Source organism: Mongoliitalea lutea (assembly GCF_014652135.1).
In the GTDB taxonomy this organism is placed as follows: domain Bacteria; phylum Bacteroidota; class Bacteroidia; order Cytophagales; family Cyclobacteriaceae; genus Mongoliitalea; species Mongoliitalea lutea.
Genome location: NZ_BMYF01000012.1, coordinates 72,919 through 86,692 on the forward strand (window position 1 = coordinate 72,919; position 13,774 = coordinate 86,692).

The following is a 13,774-nucleotide window of genomic DNA, read 5'->3' on the forward strand; positions in this document are numbered from 1 at the left end:
ACTATTTTACAAACGGTTACACACCCGAATAAAAGGCTTAACAGAACGATGCAGCATAGAGAAATTATCATCATTGGTGGAGGATTGGCAGGGTTGATTGCAGCATGCTTGTTGGCTAAAAAACAACAACAGGTCTTAGTGATTGAAAAAAAAGTGTATCCTTTTCATCGGGTTTGTGGAGAGTATATTTCCAATGAAGTCAAAGATTTTCTTCAACGGGAAGGTTTATTTCCTTCCCATTTGGAACCAGCTGATATCAACACATTCCAATTGTCTTCCATTGATGGAAAGCTTGCGGAGTTGAAACTTGAACTCGGTGGATTTGGCATCAGTCGCTATGCTTTGGATTTGTACTTATATGAAAAAGCAAGGTATTTGGGAGTGGAGTTTCTCTTACAAACTCAGGCAGATGAGGTGTTTTTTGATACCAAAGAAAATAGCTTCACTATTCATTTACAGCATGGGCAAGTATTTACAGCTACTCATGTGATAGGTGCATTTGGGAAGCGCTCCAAAATCGATAAATCGATGAATCGGGAGTTTATGAATCAACGCTCTCCTTACATTGGTGTAAAGTACCATATTCGCACAGATTTCGATCATCATACGGTGGCTTTGCATAATTTCGAAGGAGGATATTGCGGGGTCAATAGGGTAGAAAATGGTGTGTACAATCTTTGCTACCTAGGTTCTAGAGATTCGCTCAAGAAGTTTGGAAATATTCCTGAGATGGAAGCAGCTGTCTTGCATCAAAACCCACATCTCAAACGGATTTTCAACGAATCCGAATTTTTATTTGACAAAGCAGAAGTTATCAATGAAATCAATTTTGAACCCAAATTGCCCGTGGAAAACCATGTTTTGATGGTTGGTGATGCGGCAGGACTCATTACTCCTTTGTGCGGAAATGGTATGGCCATCGCTATGCATACAGGGAAATTGGCAGCTGAGCAACTACTCCGAGGTGGCACGCGTGCTGAGGTTGAGCAATATTACACACATGCTTGGGATGGCCTGTTTAAGCAACGATTATGGGTGGGTAGAACTGTTCAGAAGTTATTTGGCGCTAGATGGGTTTCTTCATTTGCGGTTGGTCTTATAAAGAACTCCAGGTTTTTAGGCAATCAAATTGTCAAGCAAACGCACGGTGTACCTTTTTGATCAATAGAATACTTGCATGATTTGGGTGTTTTCCAAAAAGTACCAAATGAAGAAGGCGTTTAAAGCAATGCCTGATACTCTATTCATCCACATGGCCCAATCGTAGTTTACGTATTTTTCTGGAGCTTTTCTGGCAAACATAAACCAAACCAAGAAATAAAGCATTACTGGAGCCAAAGCCCCTAGGAAAACAAAGAATGCCTGATTTTGATTTCTGTCCAAAAAATACCATCCAAAGGCTGCCCCAGCTATTAAAAACCAAATGGCAGAAAAAGTAAAGGTCCCATGAATACCCAATTTTAAACTCAGGGTTTGGTCTCCTCTATTGGCATCCTCTTCATGCTGATAGATTTGGGTAAGTGGATAGGAGCCCCAAAGCATCACTGAGGTCAACAATCCCGGAATTAAAACATGGCTTTTGGTAAAAATATCCCAACCAAAATCACTTAAACCAGCATAAGCCATACAAAAGGTAAAACAGCCTTGAAAGAATCCTGCAATGATCCAGCTTCCGTAGGCATACTTTTTCAAACGGATAGAAGGATGGGAATATGCCATGGACACTAGACTATAGACTAACAGCATACTAGCAAACTGCCAATTGATCGTCGCCCCAAATCCAATGGCTAGAGCGGTAAAGAGTATGGATAAAAAGTATAGTCCTTTGCTAACTTTTGGAGGATTTCTCAGACCTCCGATACTTTTTTCATCTTTGTCAAAATAGGAGTTATACCCATTGCTTGCAGGATATAAAAACAAGTGCAAGCCAATGAATACCAGTAGTAATCGCTCTGGATTATGGTTTGGGGTAAGAGCCAAGGCGAAAAAAAACACAGGCATTAAGTAGAAAGAAAAAGGGATGCGGAGATGTTTCCAGCTTGCTAAAGTGAACATAAATCTATTTTTATTCTTAACTTTTGTCCGATGCTCTTGTTTTAACTGAGTTGTCGAAGATAGTGATAAAAAACGATTTTGAATGAATAATAGCATAGTGAGCATAGGTACGGCGAATCCGGGCGCAGGAATCCCTCAAATGACGATAGCCGATTTTATGAAAATAGCTCACGGGTTGGATGGCCCGGATGCGCGTAAACTTCAATTTGTATACAGGCAATCCGGAATAGAGAAAAGACACAGCGTTTTGGAGGATTTTAACTATTCAGATCCACAGAAATTTACCTTTTTTCCTTCGAATGAATCTTTGACTCCATTTCCAAGTACAAAAGCCAGAATGGAGGTTTTTCGTCAAGAAGCACTTCCTTTGGCTAAGAAAGCTGTCGCAGAATGCCTGATTGAAGGAGAAACTTATCCAAACGAAATCACGCATTTGATCCTAGTTTCCTGTACAGGAATGTATGCGCCGGGTTTGGAAATTGATATTATCCGAGAGTTGGGACTCAATTCATCAGTAGAGCGATATGCTATCCATTTTATGGGTTGTTATGCAGCATTTAATGCTCTGAGACTAGCTGACCGTTTGTGTGATGCCTGTTCAGATGCCAAAGTGTTGATTGTATCTGTGGAACTGTGTACCATCCATTTTCAGCGGGAGTTTACGGAAGATAATCTATTGGCCAATGCGATCTTCGCAGATGGTGCAGCGGCAGCCTTGGTGGCAAAATCTGACATAGGTTTGAAAATTAAGGGTTTTGATTCCAAATTATTCCCAGAGGGGGCCTCTGATATGGCTTGGTCAATTGGAGATGTTGGGTTTGAGATGCGTTTAAGCAAATATGTTCCAGAACTATTAAGCAAAGGATTACAAGAAATCAATGCCTACTTGGAAAACACCTTTAAGCTATCTTCTATCAGAAATTTTGCTATTCACCCAGGCGGCAAACAAATTCTGCAAAAAGTTGAGGAGGCTTTTGGGATTGATGCTTCACAGGATCAGTTTTCACATGAAGTTTTGAAAGAATTTGGAAATATGTCCTCTACAACCATTTTGTTTGTTTTGAACAAATGGTTGCTGGATGAAAAATCCGAAGGTGATATTTTAGCTATGGGTTTTGGACCTGGATTGACCTTAGAAACCTTATTGCTGGAAAAATGAAACATGATTTCAAGTATAGAAGTACCGAAAAAGAAATCATGGATGACCTCGAGGTTGGTGGAGAAGTATTGGATCAAACGCTTCATGAACTTCGGGTAATCAATAGACTGTTGGGAGGCAACTATGTCAGTACTTCTGGCTTGGAAAAATTGATGAAACAGGTATCCAAACCGCATTATTCTATTGCCGATTTGGGTTGCGGAGGTGGAGATATGATTCGTGTGATGCATAATTGGTCTGCACGAAATCAATGGAATTGCTCATTTGTAGGAATCGATGCCAATCCCCATACCATTGCATTTGCTCGAGAAAACCTCAAAGATCTTCATGCTGTTGATTTTCAGGTAATGAATGTCTTTGACCAGAACTTTTCAGAGGATCATGTTGATATCATTACTTGCACTCTGTTTACCCATCATTTTACTGACGAGGAACTAATTTCTATTTTTAAGGCTTGTAAAAAGAAAGCAAAAGTTGGTATTGTCATTAATGATCTGCATCGTCATCCACTTGCTTTTCATAGTATTTCTTTACTTACCCAGTGGTTTTCTAAATCACCCATGGTAAAAAATGACGGACCGTTATCTGTAAAAAGATCTTTTAAAAAACCCGATTGGGAACGGATTTTGCAATTATCTGGGATATCAAATTATGTGCTTACCTGGCATTGGGCTTTTCGCTGGAGAGTGATTATCCCGACTGCTGTCTGAATTATTCAATCAATAAATTTTATAAACTCTTATGGAAACAACTTTAGATTTACAGGAAATCAACATCTGGAAAGATAAAGCTATTCAAATGGCCTTTGATTTAGGTCCGGTTTTATTTAAAGCTCTTATTCTACTAATTATCGGTAGACAAGTTATCAAGTTTGTTATTAAGCTATTATCCAATGCCTTGGATAAATATGAAATAGACGCTTCTTTAGCTACGTTTTTCAAAAGCTTTTTATCGGCTGTTTTATGGGTAGTTTTACTAATAAGTGTAGCTACAACCTTGGGTATGCAAATGACATCATTTGTTGCTATTCTTGGTGCAGCAGGTTTGGCAGTTGGTTTAGCCTTACAAGGCTCTCTTTCTAATTTTGCTGGTGGAGTCTTGATTCTTGTATTCAAACCCTTTAGGGTTGGGGATACCATAGAAGCTCAAGGGCACTTGGGAGCTGTGGAAAGCATTGATATTTTGTATACCAAAATCCGAAATTTTGATAACCGAGTAGTTACAGTTCCTAATGGTGCACTTGCTAATAACAGCATAATCAACCTTTCACAAAAGCCAACAAGAAGGGTAGAAATGAAAGTTGGTGTTGCTTATGGTACGGATTTGAAAAAAACGCGAGAGGTGATTTTGAACGTATTGAAGAAGGATGAGCGTATTCATGAAGATCCAGCACCTGTCGTTTATTTTTCTAATTTTGGCGATAGTTCCTTGGATTTGGTGATTCGTTGTTGGGCAGATGCAGCAGATTTGTGGCCTGTATTTTGGGATAATATGGAAGCTATCAAAGAAGCTTTTGAAGCACATAGTATTGAGATCCCTTTCCCACAAAGAGATGTCAACCATTATTACCCAGAAGGGAAAAAATAAAAAAAGGGAGCAATTTGCTCCCTTTTTTTATTCAGCTTCTTTCCATTTTTTCTCTTGTTTCTTAGGCCTTGCGTTTGACGCACATCCAATATTTTTGGTCAATGGTATGTCAGAAGGTAAACCCCCAAAGTCAAAGGTATTTTCCTCCTCAATAGAGGTTTTTTGTTCCTCATTTTTCAGAGGTTTTTTTTTCTTGGACTTCATATCAATTTACAAATTCAGCATCTATCAAGATAAAATTGAGTTCCTCGATATCGTCTTCGTTAAGCTTTAACTTTCCTCGTATTTTGACAATTTCATCTGTCTTGAAACGCTTGTTTGGCTTGTTTTTTAAGTAACCGACTACAATGCTCTCAGGACCTGCCCCACCACAGAAGAAACACTCAGCCATTGGGAATTTAGATACGATGGCAATATTGGAGTTATTCATATCCAATGGAATGTAAAAACCCGATACTGTAACTGTTTTTCCTTCAATTTCTTTTAACTCATCCGGGAATCGTGGATACAGGAAGTACATGCCAAACTCCCGATTAAGTTTTTCCACAAAACGGGTTTTTGAAAATAACGCCCACATGTCAGGATCCTGAGCAATTGTTGCTCCCACCAAAAGGAAAGATGCAATTGCTGCCATTAATAATTTTCTCATCATTTTCTTTTTAATGAATAAAGACTCCGCAATATACGGAGTCTTCTTGTCAACCACCATCATTCAGATGAAGAGAACGTTATATGAATGAGATAGTTCAAAGATAGCTTTAACAAAATTTAAACGCAACAATGTTGCATAAAATTTTACTTGCTTCATTCTTTGATTTGTATCTTTGTGCTATGATCTCCTCTTTTGAAACCTCTGAATTACTTCAACTCAAGAAAAAAAGCAAGCAAAAAGTAGCTGTTTTAGCCATATTAAGGCTAATCTTATTTTTGCTTTTGGGTGTTTTTTTGGTCTTATCATTTGCTGAACATTCCTTGTTTTTTTTGGCCTTACTGGCAAGTATTGCTGCTTTTGTCTACCTCATCAAATTGTTTAATCAGGAGCAGGACTTTCAACGCTTGATTCAGGCACTTATTCGCATGCAGGAGGAAAAGCAGCTGCGTGCTGCCAGAAATTTAGGGATGTTGGATTCAGGAGAGGAGTTTGTCGATAAGGAGCATCCATTTGCTAATGATCTCGATATATTTGGTCAACATTCGCTTTTTCAGTTGCTCAACCATACGGTTACGGCTTCTGCAAGAACCTTATTGGCCAGGCGCTTGAAAATGTCTCAAAAAGATGAGGTTTCTTTAGTGTTTCAAACAGCCATTCAGGAATTGAGTAAGCAAACCTCCTTTTTGCAGCTCTTTGAAGGTTTGGGAAAAGCACATGCAAAGGATTCCCGTGATTTTAAGGTATTTGAAACATGGCTTAAGCAAGCAGAACAGTGGAAAGTAGGTTATTGGGTTCCTATGATAATTGGTCCTGTTCTCGGCCTATCCTTAATAATAGGAGCACTTTTTGGGATTTTCCCTGCGGCATTGTTGGGTGTATGGCTACTGGTTGGAGTGGGTATGATGGCAGTTTCCCATACTTATCTGAAGGATGTAGCTGGAATCTTACCAACATTTTCTCAGACCAAAATGTATCGCTTATGGTCAGAGCACATACAAGCACAAGACTTTCAAGACCCGTATTTAGGTAAAATTTCGGAAGCTTTCAGAGTTCAGAGGTTTTCGGTTTCTAAAGGACTCAGCTCTTTGGAGCAGCTTACTTTTTTAATCCAAAACCGATTTAATCTCATGTATATTGTGCTCAATGCTTTCTTTTGGTTGGACTTTATGCTGCTTCGCCAACTTTACAGCTGGAAAAAAGTATATGCTGATAGTTTGGGAGGACTGAAAGATACCCTAGATGTGTGGCAAGTATTGGTCTCTTATGCTTCTTTTACGGAAGAAGAGCAACTAACTTGCTACCCTGAGTGGTCTGAGCATCCAACTTTCCAAGCAACAAGCATCAGTCATCCACTGCTAAAACCTGAGGTTGCGGTAAGCAATGATTTTACTTTGGACTTTAGCACCCAGACTATTTTACTTACGGGCTCAAATATGTCCGGTAAAACTACCTTTATGCGTACGTTGGGAATCAATATTGTCCTGGCCAATCAAGGTCTTCCTGTGTTTGCCGAACGCTTTGAAAGCTTTCCGTTTGTGTTATTTACCAGCATGCGTAATGCTGATAATTTGGGAGAAAGTGTGAGTTCATTTTATGCGGAATTGGCACGAATCAAGAAAATTCTTCAAGAAAGTGAGGAAGGAATCGCTATGTTTTTCTTGATGGATGAAATCCTAAAAGGTACCAATACTACCGATAGAATCATGGGATCGGAAGCATTGATCAAGCAACTTGCCGCAACGAATGCCAGAGGAATTATCTCAACACATGATATTGAATTGAGTAGCTTGGAAAATGAACTTTCTTATCTTAAGAATTACAGTTTTCATAGTGACATTCAGGAAGACAGGATTCAATTTGATTACAAAATCAAATCGGGACCTTGCCCATCCTTCAATGCACAAAAATTGATGCAGCTGATGGGGATCAAATTAAATCAATCTACAAAAGAGGCGTGAGAGGTGAGTTGTAATTCATTGTCTTTCTAGGAATATATCCAATCGTTTTCATTAATCTAGCCAAACTTGACTTTTTCTGTTTGAAAGGTGGCATGATGATTGCTCTTAACTAATTGAAAATCAAATTATTTACTAAATCACTTAACTTATGAACTCTTTATTGTATTTGCTCGCAGTTGTTTTAATCATAGGTTGGATCTTTGGTTTTTTTGTTTACAGTCTAGGTGGTCTTATTCACGTATTGTTAGTACTTGCCGTTATATCTATTTTGGTCCAAGTGATACGAGGAAGACGTATTTGATAAAATCAAGTCTCTGCTCTACCGGAAATTTATTGTATTTTTGGGCTTTCAAACCTGTCCATGAATCAGCAAAACTATCAGCAGCAGACCTTAGGAATCCTTGGTGGAGGTCAATTGGGACGCATGGTGATCCAATCTGCCATTTCTTACAATATTGATGTACATATCTTGGACCCTGATGAACATGCGCCTTGTAAAAGCATTTGCCAGAAGTTTGTCCAAGGAAATTTAAAAGACTTTGATACTGTCTATGCATTTGGAAAAGACTGTGATGTAATCACCATTGAAATCGAGCATGTCAATACAGAGGCCTTGGAAAAACTCGCTGCCGAAGGTAAAAAAGTCTACCCTCAACCAGATTTGATTCGATTGATTCAGGATAAGCGTGTTCAAAAGTCATTTTACCGATCCAAAGGCATTCCAACCGCTGATTTTGTCCTGACGGACTCCAAAGAACAGGTGATTGCACATGCAGATTTTTTACCGGCTGTCAATAAGCTTGGGAAAGAGGGCTACGATGGTCGAGGAGTAAAGATTTTACGTTCCAAAGAAGACTTGGATAAGGCTTTTGAAGCCCCAAGTTTATTAGAAAAATTAATCCCTTTTGAACAGGAATTGGCAGTCATCGTAGCGAGAAATGAGCGTGGTGAATTGGTAGCTTACCCACCGGTGGAATGCGCCTTCCATCCTACTGCTAATTTGGTTGAATTTCTTTTTGCACCAGCTTCCATTTCAGATACAATCGCCCAAAAGTCCAAAGAAGTGGCCATTCAGGTGATAGAGGCCTTGGGCTTGGTCGGTATTCTTGCCGTTGAGCTCTTTGTCACAAAAGATGGAGAAGTTTTAGTGAATGAAATTGCCCCCCGACCCCATAACAGTGGGCATCATACGATAGAAGCAAATTACACCTCACAGTTTGAACAGCATATGCGTGCGGTTATGAATATGCCATTAGGTAATCCTGAGTTACGCACGCCAGCAGCCATGGTTAATTTATTGGGGGAAGAGGGTTATTTCGGAGAGGTGCTGGTAGAGGGACTGGATGAAGCGATGGCCGAAAAAGGTGTCTATGTACATCTTTATGGTAAAAAAACCACCAAACCATTTCGCAAAATGGGTCATGTGACCATTTTGGATGAAGAAGTGAATCTACTCAAATCACGTGCATTGGCAATTAAAAATCTTATCAAAATAAAATCTATAGAAGCATGAACCCTCAAGTTGGAATCATCATGGGCAGTCAGTCAGACTTGCCGGTAATGGCCGAAGCCGCAGCATTTTTAGAAGAATTGGGTGTTCCCTTTGAATTCACGGTGGTATCTGCACACAGAACTCCTGAACGTATGGTAACGTATGCCAATACAGCTCGTGAAAGGGGTTTGAAAGTAATCATAGCTGGTGCCGGTGGAGCTGCTCATTTACCGGGCATGGTGGCATCGATGACCTCCCTACCGGTAATAGGTGTTCCCGTCAAGTCCTCCAATTCCATCGATGGCTGGGACAGTATTTTGTCCATTTTACAAATGCCTGCAGGAATACCTGTAGCTACAGTAGCATTGAATGGAGCCAAGAATGCAGGAATTTTGGCAGCTTCTATTGTAGGTGCTTATGATCAGGAAGTTGGCAAAAGAATGGATGAGTTTAAAGCAGGCCTTAAGAAAAAAGTTGAGGATTCGGCTGAAGAAATTGAAACCAAAGGCTGGAAGGCCTCGTTAGGAAGATAAGATTGTAAAGAAAGTTTACTAGATTGATTGGTGGGGCGGATCTCTTCGGAGGTCCGCTTTTTTTATGAAATCTATTACCTTTGTGAAATCGAACGTATGGATTTAAAAAAGAACATAAAATTCAAAATAGGATCAGAAGATTGGGAAATGCCCCTAAGCGTATTATTATTGCTTGGAGGCATTACCCTACTCCTTATGATTGGAGGTGGATATTTGGGTTTTAAGTTTGGTCAAAGCCTCCAACCTTAATCCTCAAAAACTCTCCTCAGTATTATAGTGGATTTTTCTGAGTTTTTAATATACCTTGAAAAAGCTATAATTTTAGTTAGCTAGGGTAGTTAAACATATTTAAAAAGGTAACACGTCGTCTGCACTATCATCCGAGAAAGATGTCACGTCAGGACCACTGCTTTTTGGAGCATCCACGGCCTGTTGTTGAGCAGATCCCTTTTGTACTTTCCATGCTTTCACATCGGTGTACCACTTACCATTATACTCTCTACTTTCTACATCAATAGCAATAGTCACTTGCTCACCATTTTGTAAAGAAAACGAATCAATATTATCTCCCCATACAGTTACACACACTTTTTTAGGGTATTGTGCATTGGTTTCCAGAATGTAGTCTTGTTTTTTCCAAACTCCATTTTTCCCATTGCCGCTCTGTAAGGGCATAATTTGAATGATTTTTCCGCTTAGTTCCATTGAATAGTTTTATTTATCTACGAAATTAATAAAAAAATTGCTGAACTATTGCACGTAGGCAAGGGATTCGATACATTTGGTTTTAATCTTTTCATCTTTCACACAAACAATATACTATGGCATAAACCTCTACGTTATTTAACAGTCATTAAATATGAATAAGAGGATTAGTCCCAAAGACTCTGAACTAATCAGACAGTATAGAAGCGGTTCTGAACACGCATTTGAGAAATTAGTAGACAAGTATAAGTCTAGAGTTTATACCACAATTTACCTGATTGTCAAAGATCAGGCGATTGCAGAAGATTTACTACAGGATGTATTTGTAAAGGTTGTTCAAACCTTAAATGCAGATGGTTACAACGAGGAGGGAAAATTTCAGCCATGGTTGATGCGGATTGCACATAATCTAGCCATTGATCATTTCCGAAAACGTAAACGCTACCCTACCATTTTGATGGAGGATGGCAGTAATGTTTTCAACACCATGGAGTTTGCCGAACGGACCATTGAGGAAATCCGTATCCAAGAGGATACGACCCAATTGGTCCGTAGACTCATTGATGAGTTACCTGAAACACAGAAAGAGGTGCTTATCATGAGACATTACATGGACATGAGTTTTCAAGAGATTGCCGAGCAAACAGGCGTCAGCATCAATACTGCATTGGGCAGAATGCGCTATGCCTTGATGAACTTGAGGAAAATGATGAAACAATTAAATGTTGCCTATGATAAAACCTTTTACCCCAAATGACCTGGTACGATACATCTATCAGGAAATGAGCGAGGGAGAAACAGAATTGCTAGTGCAGGCCTTACACAGGGATGAGTTACTGATGGAAGAGTATTTGGAATTGCTGAGCACAATGCAACACCTGGATCAAGCAATGATCAGTCCTTCGGAAAGTGTAGTAAAGAGCATTCTTAAGAAAGCCAAATCTACCGGACTTGAAAAAGTTTAAAAAATTTAAACATTGGTAAGGAGCAAAGTCTCCTTTTATCAAAGGTTAGCCTAAATCAAAGGCTAGCCTTTTTTTGTGGTGAAAAGCTTTTCCAATTATAGAAATCGCCTTCTCTCTTTCATGTATTTATATTGTCTAGACCGAGGTTTGTTTGTTCGTGTGAAGTAAGCCAAAGAGCCCAGAATTGGAAATGCTAGGATTATCCAAAACCAAAAAAATTCTTGTTTTTTTAATTCACAACGTCTAAGGCGAATCAATAAATGACCAATCGAGTATATGGTCAATGAAAGATAAACGATGAAAATAATTAAAATTTCACTCATGGTATGTATTGTCTTATAAACGCTTCAGCATCATTTAAGAGATCAAGATATGTTTCTTCACTAAACCCGTGACCTTTTCCCTCAAAGTATTGTACAAGTTTGGGTACATTATTTTCACCGAGCACTCGCTCCAATTCCTGACTTTGGGAAACAGGGACAACCGTATCAGCAGTGCCATGGAAAAAAGCAGTTGGCACTGAATTGTTGGTAATAAAATTAAGTGGGGAGCTATTAATGTATAATTGCTGTTCGGTATTAATGTCTCCAATCATGCTATTAAATAATATCCCAGCAAAAGCATTGGTCTGAGCTAGCATGATCAAATCGGTCGGTGGAAATAGTGCTACGCAGACGTCTACAAAATTTTGGTCATTTTTGTAGCTATGCAGCAAAGCCAAATGACCCCCGGCACTGGCACCTGCCAAGACTACTTTATCCGACAGATTCCATTCCCTCAATTTGGATTTGATAAAATTGATAGCGGCCTTTACATCTTCTTCCTGGGCCGGAAATCGATTAACATTTCCCAATAAATTGAAAAGTCTGTAATTGATGGCAATGTAGGCATAATCTTCTTGTACTGATTCAAATAAAGGTTTGAAGTCTCTAAACTCTGCTTTGTCTCCATCAATCCACGCCCCACCATGTATCCAAATCAGTACTTTGGTTCGTTTCTGCGACCGGTTTGCGGGCAAATACACATCCATCTTTTGACGTTCAGCCATCCCATAAGCTAGGTCTGATAGTTCGATCGCTACGGATGGATCAAGTGCTGGTTCAGAATCTTGTTGACAACTACTGAAGACAAATGCAATCAAAAAGCCAACGAAGAGGGATCGAGTAAAGAGTTTTTTCATGATGAATGAATTTAAAAGCTACAATTTACAAACGTTGCTAAGAAAAACTTGTTATTAAATTGATAATTTGCTTTCCAAATTAACTGAGTAGCCCATGCTAAAGAAAGAACGATACGCCGCTTTTATCAATTATTTTTCTGAAAATATGCCTGTTGCAGAAACAGAATTGGAGTATGATGATCCATTTCAGCTATTGGTAGCAGTCGTCTTGAGTGCACAATGTACTGATAAGCGGGTGAATATCGTTACCAGAAAACTCTTTCCTGCTTTTCCTACACCGGAACATTTGGCAGCGTCTAATTTTGATGAGCTCTTTCCTTATATCCGTTCCGTTTCGTATCCGAATAATAAGACTAAACATTTACTTGGATTAGGGAAAATGCTCGTGGAGGATTTTAATTCGGAGGTTCCTTCTACCGTGGAGGAGTTGATCAAGCTACCTGGTGTAGGTAGAAAGACAGCCAATGTGATAACCTCCGTGGTGTGGAATCAACCCAATATGGCTGTGGATACCCATGTATTCCGTGTATCCAAGCGTTTGGGCTTGGTGCCGCAAAAATCCAAAACACCACTTGAGGTAGAAAAACAGTTGGTGAAATTTATTCCTAAGCAGCACATTCATGTAGCGCATCATTGGCTGATTTTGCATGGGCGGTATGTTTGTCTAGCCCGAAGACCAAAATGTGAGGAGTGCAAGATCACCCATTTTTGTAGGCATTTTGAGAAAAATGTACAGCCCAAAATGTTAGAAAACCCAGAAAACAAGGGTTGAGATGTGTGGGATTAATTTGCTCATTCGAAAAAACAATCTAAGAGAAGGCATTCAACACATGATGTGGGCTACTGCCCATCGTGGTCCTGATCATTCAGCATTCCATGTGCATGAGCAACAACTAGCTTTTGCAGGAAATCGCCTGAAAATTTTGGATATGAGCGATGCTTCCAATCAGCCTTTTTGGTCGGAAGACCGACAGCAAGTGTTGGTTTGGAATGGGGCTTTGTACAATTACCAAGACCTGAGAAATCTGTTATTGGAAGCAGGCTATCGATTTAAAACCAACTCTGATACAGAAGTGCTACTCTATTGGTTAACTTATAAAGGAGTAGATGGACTGAAGGCCTGTAAAGGGATGTTTGCTCTCGCTTTTATTGATTTTCGCTCCAATCATGTGATTATCTTACGGGATATTTCAGGTGAAAAGCCACTGTATTATTGGAATGAAGGTCAGGAATGGATCTTTTCCTCTGAGCAAAGAGGGGTTTTAGCTGCACTCACCAATCGACCTGCAATCGCACGCGATCAATTGGAGGCATTTTTTACCATAAGGCATACCCTTCCAGATCAGGGTTTTTTTGAGGGAATTACTCAGCTCTTGCCTGGTCATGGATTGGTATTGGATTTTGATGGAAATATCATTCAATCGGTACAATTCCTCTACCCACTTTTGAAGGTAAGCGAACTCAGGAAAATTTTGAAGAACTATTAAA

The 13,774-nt window shown here is 39.5% G+C and carries 17 protein-coding genes; 12 read left to right on the plus strand and 5 right to left on the minus strand.

Features of this window, described 5'->3' with window-relative positions:
- Window positions 1–3: 3 nt before the first annotated feature.
- Complete coding sequence (locus IE080_RS10890) at window positions 4–1,161, plus strand: NAD(P)/FAD-dependent oxidoreductase (RefSeq protein WP_373295128.1); 1,158 nt, start codon at window positions 4–6, stop codon at window positions 1,159–1,161.
- On the opposite strand, the gene IE080_RS10895 is transcribed toward IE080_RS10890, so the two are convergent.
- Window positions 1,162–2,055, minus strand: coding sequence for a UbiA family prenyltransferase (locus tag IE080_RS10895; protein WP_189582060.1), 894 nt, complete (start codon window positions 2,053–2,055; stop codon window positions 1,162–1,164). It lies immediately after the preceding gene.
- Window positions 2,056–2,137: 82 nt separating this feature from the next.
- Here IE080_RS10895 and IE080_RS10900 point away from each other — a divergent pair, with 82 nt between their 5' ends.
- From IE080_RS10900 to IE080_RS10910, 3 genes are read left to right on the plus strand one after another with little or no spacing between them, the layout of a single operon-like run.
- Window positions 2,138–3,214 carry a type III polyketide synthase gene (locus IE080_RS10900; protein ID WP_189582063.1) on the plus strand — a complete coding sequence of 359 codons (1,077 nt, stop codon included), beginning with the start codon at window positions 2,138–2,140 and terminating at the stop codon, window positions 3,212–3,214.
- Entirely contained in the window at window positions 3,211–3,924 is a 714-nt protein-coding gene (locus IE080_RS10905) for a methyltransferase domain-containing protein (protein WP_189582066.1), read from the plus strand. Before IE080_RS10900 ends, IE080_RS10905 begins: the two co-directional genes overlap by 4 nt.
- Window positions 3,925–3,955: 31 nt before the next feature.
- A complete protein-coding gene (locus tag IE080_RS10910; protein WP_189582069.1) occupies window positions 3,956–4,801 on the plus strand; it encodes a mechanosensitive ion channel family protein in 846 nt (281 codons plus the stop codon).
- A 27-nt stretch (window positions 4,802–4,828) separates the two neighbouring features.
- Here IE080_RS10910 and IE080_RS10915 read toward each other — a convergent pair whose 3' ends face one another.
- A complete protein-coding gene (locus tag IE080_RS10915) occupies window positions 4,829–5,005 on the minus strand; it encodes a hypothetical protein (protein ID WP_189582072.1) in 177 nt (58 codons plus the stop codon).
- A gap of 1 nt (window position 5,006) precedes the next feature.
- Window positions 5,007–5,450: a hypothetical protein gene (locus tag IE080_RS10920; RefSeq protein WP_189582075.1), complete on the minus strand. Its 444-nt coding sequence runs from the start codon at window positions 5,448–5,450 to the stop codon at window positions 5,007–5,009.
- Window positions 5,451–5,581: 131 nt separating this feature from the next.
- On the opposite strand from IE080_RS10920, the gene IE080_RS10925 reads away from it, so the two are divergent.
- The 4 genes from IE080_RS10925 (at window position 5,582) to purE (ending at window position 9,436) form a co-directional block, all read left to right on the plus strand.
- Window positions 5,582–7,411 (plus strand): MutS-related protein, encoded by a 1,830-nt coding sequence (locus IE080_RS10925; protein WP_229800589.1) that lies wholly within the window; start codon window positions 5,582–5,584, stop codon window positions 7,409–7,411.
- 148 nt (window positions 7,412–7,559) lie between these two features.
- Complete coding sequence (locus IE080_RS10930; RefSeq protein WP_189582078.1) at window positions 7,560–7,712, plus strand: lmo0937 family membrane protein; 153 nt, start codon at window positions 7,560–7,562, stop codon at window positions 7,710–7,712.
- 60 nt (window positions 7,713–7,772) lie between these two features.
- On the plus strand, window positions 7,773–8,924 hold the full coding sequence (locus IE080_RS10935; protein WP_189582081.1) for a 5-(carboxyamino)imidazole ribonucleotide synthase: 1,152 nt from the start codon (window positions 7,773–7,775) through the stop codon (window positions 8,922–8,924).
- Entirely contained in the window at window positions 8,921–9,436 is a 516-nt protein-coding gene (gene purE, locus IE080_RS10940) for a 5-(carboxyamino)imidazole ribonucleotide mutase (RefSeq protein ID WP_189582085.1), read from the plus strand. Before IE080_RS10935 ends, purE begins: the two co-directional genes overlap by 4 nt.
- Before the next feature lie 348 nt (window positions 9,437–9,784).
- Here the strand turns inward: purE and IE080_RS10945 are convergent, their stop codons facing one another.
- Window positions 9,785–10,141 (minus strand): DUF3127 domain-containing protein, encoded by a 357-nt coding sequence (locus IE080_RS10945; protein ID WP_189582088.1) that lies wholly within the window; start codon window positions 10,139–10,141, stop codon window positions 9,785–9,787.
- 154 nt (window positions 10,142–10,295) lie between these two features.
- Here IE080_RS10945 and IE080_RS10950 point away from each other — a divergent pair, with 154 nt between their 5' ends.
- Both IE080_RS10950 and IE080_RS10955 read left to right on the plus strand, forming a co-directional pair.
- Window positions 10,296–10,898, plus strand: a complete 603-nt coding sequence (locus tag IE080_RS10950; protein WP_189582091.1) for an RNA polymerase sigma factor — start codon at window positions 10,296–10,298, stop codon at window positions 10,896–10,898.
- Window positions 10,873–11,106: a hypothetical protein gene (locus IE080_RS10955; protein WP_189582094.1), complete on the plus strand. Its 234-nt coding sequence runs from the start codon at window positions 10,873–10,875 to the stop codon at window positions 11,104–11,106. The genes IE080_RS10950 and IE080_RS10955 overlap by 26 nt, the downstream gene beginning before the upstream one ends.
- Before the next feature lie 319 nt (window positions 11,107–11,425).
- Here the strand turns inward: IE080_RS10955 and IE080_RS10960 are convergent, their stop codons facing one another.
- Complete coding sequence (locus IE080_RS10960; protein ID WP_189582097.1) at window positions 11,426–12,286, minus strand: alpha/beta hydrolase; 861 nt, start codon at window positions 12,284–12,286, stop codon at window positions 11,426–11,428.
- A 94-nt stretch (window positions 12,287–12,380) separates the two neighbouring features.
- Between IE080_RS10960 and nth the strand changes: the two genes are divergently transcribed.
- Window positions 12,381–13,058, plus strand: a complete 678-nt coding sequence (gene nth, locus IE080_RS10965; RefSeq protein ID WP_189582100.1) for an endonuclease III — start codon at window positions 12,381–12,383, stop codon at window positions 13,056–13,058.
- Between the two features lies 1 nt (window position 13,059).
- Window positions 13,060–13,773, plus strand: a complete 714-nt coding sequence (locus IE080_RS19475) for an asparagine synthetase B family protein (RefSeq protein WP_229800590.1) — start codon at window positions 13,060–13,062, stop codon at window positions 13,771–13,773.
- The last annotated feature ends 1 nt before the right edge of the window (window position 13,774 follow it).

Coding starts and splice junctions, on each gene's coding strand:
- IE080_RS10895 (WP_189582060.1), bottom strand. CDS start 2,055: ATGTTCACTTTAGCAAGCTGGAAACATCTCCGCATCCCTTTTTCTTTC.
- IE080_RS10900 (WP_189582063.1), top strand. CDS start 2,138: ATGAATAATAGCATAGTGAGCATAGGTACGGCGAATCCGGGCGCAGGA.
- IE080_RS10905 (WP_189582066.1), top strand. CDS start 3,211: ATGAAACATGATTTCAAGTATAGAAGTACCGAAAAAGAAATCATGGAT.
- IE080_RS10910 (WP_189582069.1), top strand. CDS start 3,956: ATGGAAACAACTTTAGATTTACAGGAAATCAACATCTGGAAAGATAAA.
- IE080_RS10915 (WP_189582072.1), bottom strand. CDS start 5,005: ATGAAGTCCAAGAAAAAAAAACCTCTGAAAAATGAGGAACAAAAAACC.
- IE080_RS10920 (WP_189582075.1), bottom strand. CDS start 5,450: ATGAGAAAATTATTAATGGCAGCAATTGCATCTTTCCTTTTGGTGGGA.
- IE080_RS10925 (WP_229800589.1), top strand. CDS start 5,582: ATGTTGCATAAAATTTTACTTGCTTCATTCTTTGATTTGTATCTTTGT.
- IE080_RS10930 (WP_189582078.1), top strand. CDS start 7,560: ATGAACTCTTTATTGTATTTGCTCGCAGTTGTTTTAATCATAGGTTGG.
- IE080_RS10935 (WP_189582081.1), top strand. CDS start 7,773: ATGAATCAGCAAAACTATCAGCAGCAGACCTTAGGAATCCTTGGTGGA.
- purE (WP_189582085.1), top strand. CDS start 8,921: ATGAACCCTCAAGTTGGAATCATCATGGGCAGTCAGTCAGACTTGCCG.
- IE080_RS10945 (WP_189582088.1), bottom strand. CDS start 10,141: ATGGAACTAAGCGGAAAAATCATTCAAATTATGCCCTTACAGAGCGGC.
- IE080_RS10950 (WP_189582091.1), top strand. CDS start 10,296: ATGAATAAGAGGATTAGTCCCAAAGACTCTGAACTAATCAGACAGTAT.
- IE080_RS10955 (WP_189582094.1), top strand. CDS start 10,873: ATGATAAAACCTTTTACCCCAAATGACCTGGTACGATACATCTATCAG.
- IE080_RS10960 (WP_189582097.1), bottom strand. CDS start 12,286: ATGAAAAAACTCTTTACTCGATCCCTCTTCGTTGGCTTTTTGATTGCA.
- nth (WP_189582100.1), top strand. CDS start 12,381: ATGCTAAAGAAAGAACGATACGCCGCTTTTATCAATTATTTTTCTGAA.
- IE080_RS19475 (WP_229800590.1), top strand. CDS start 13,060: ATGTGTGGGATTAATTTGCTCATTCGAAAAAACAATCTAAGAGAAGGC.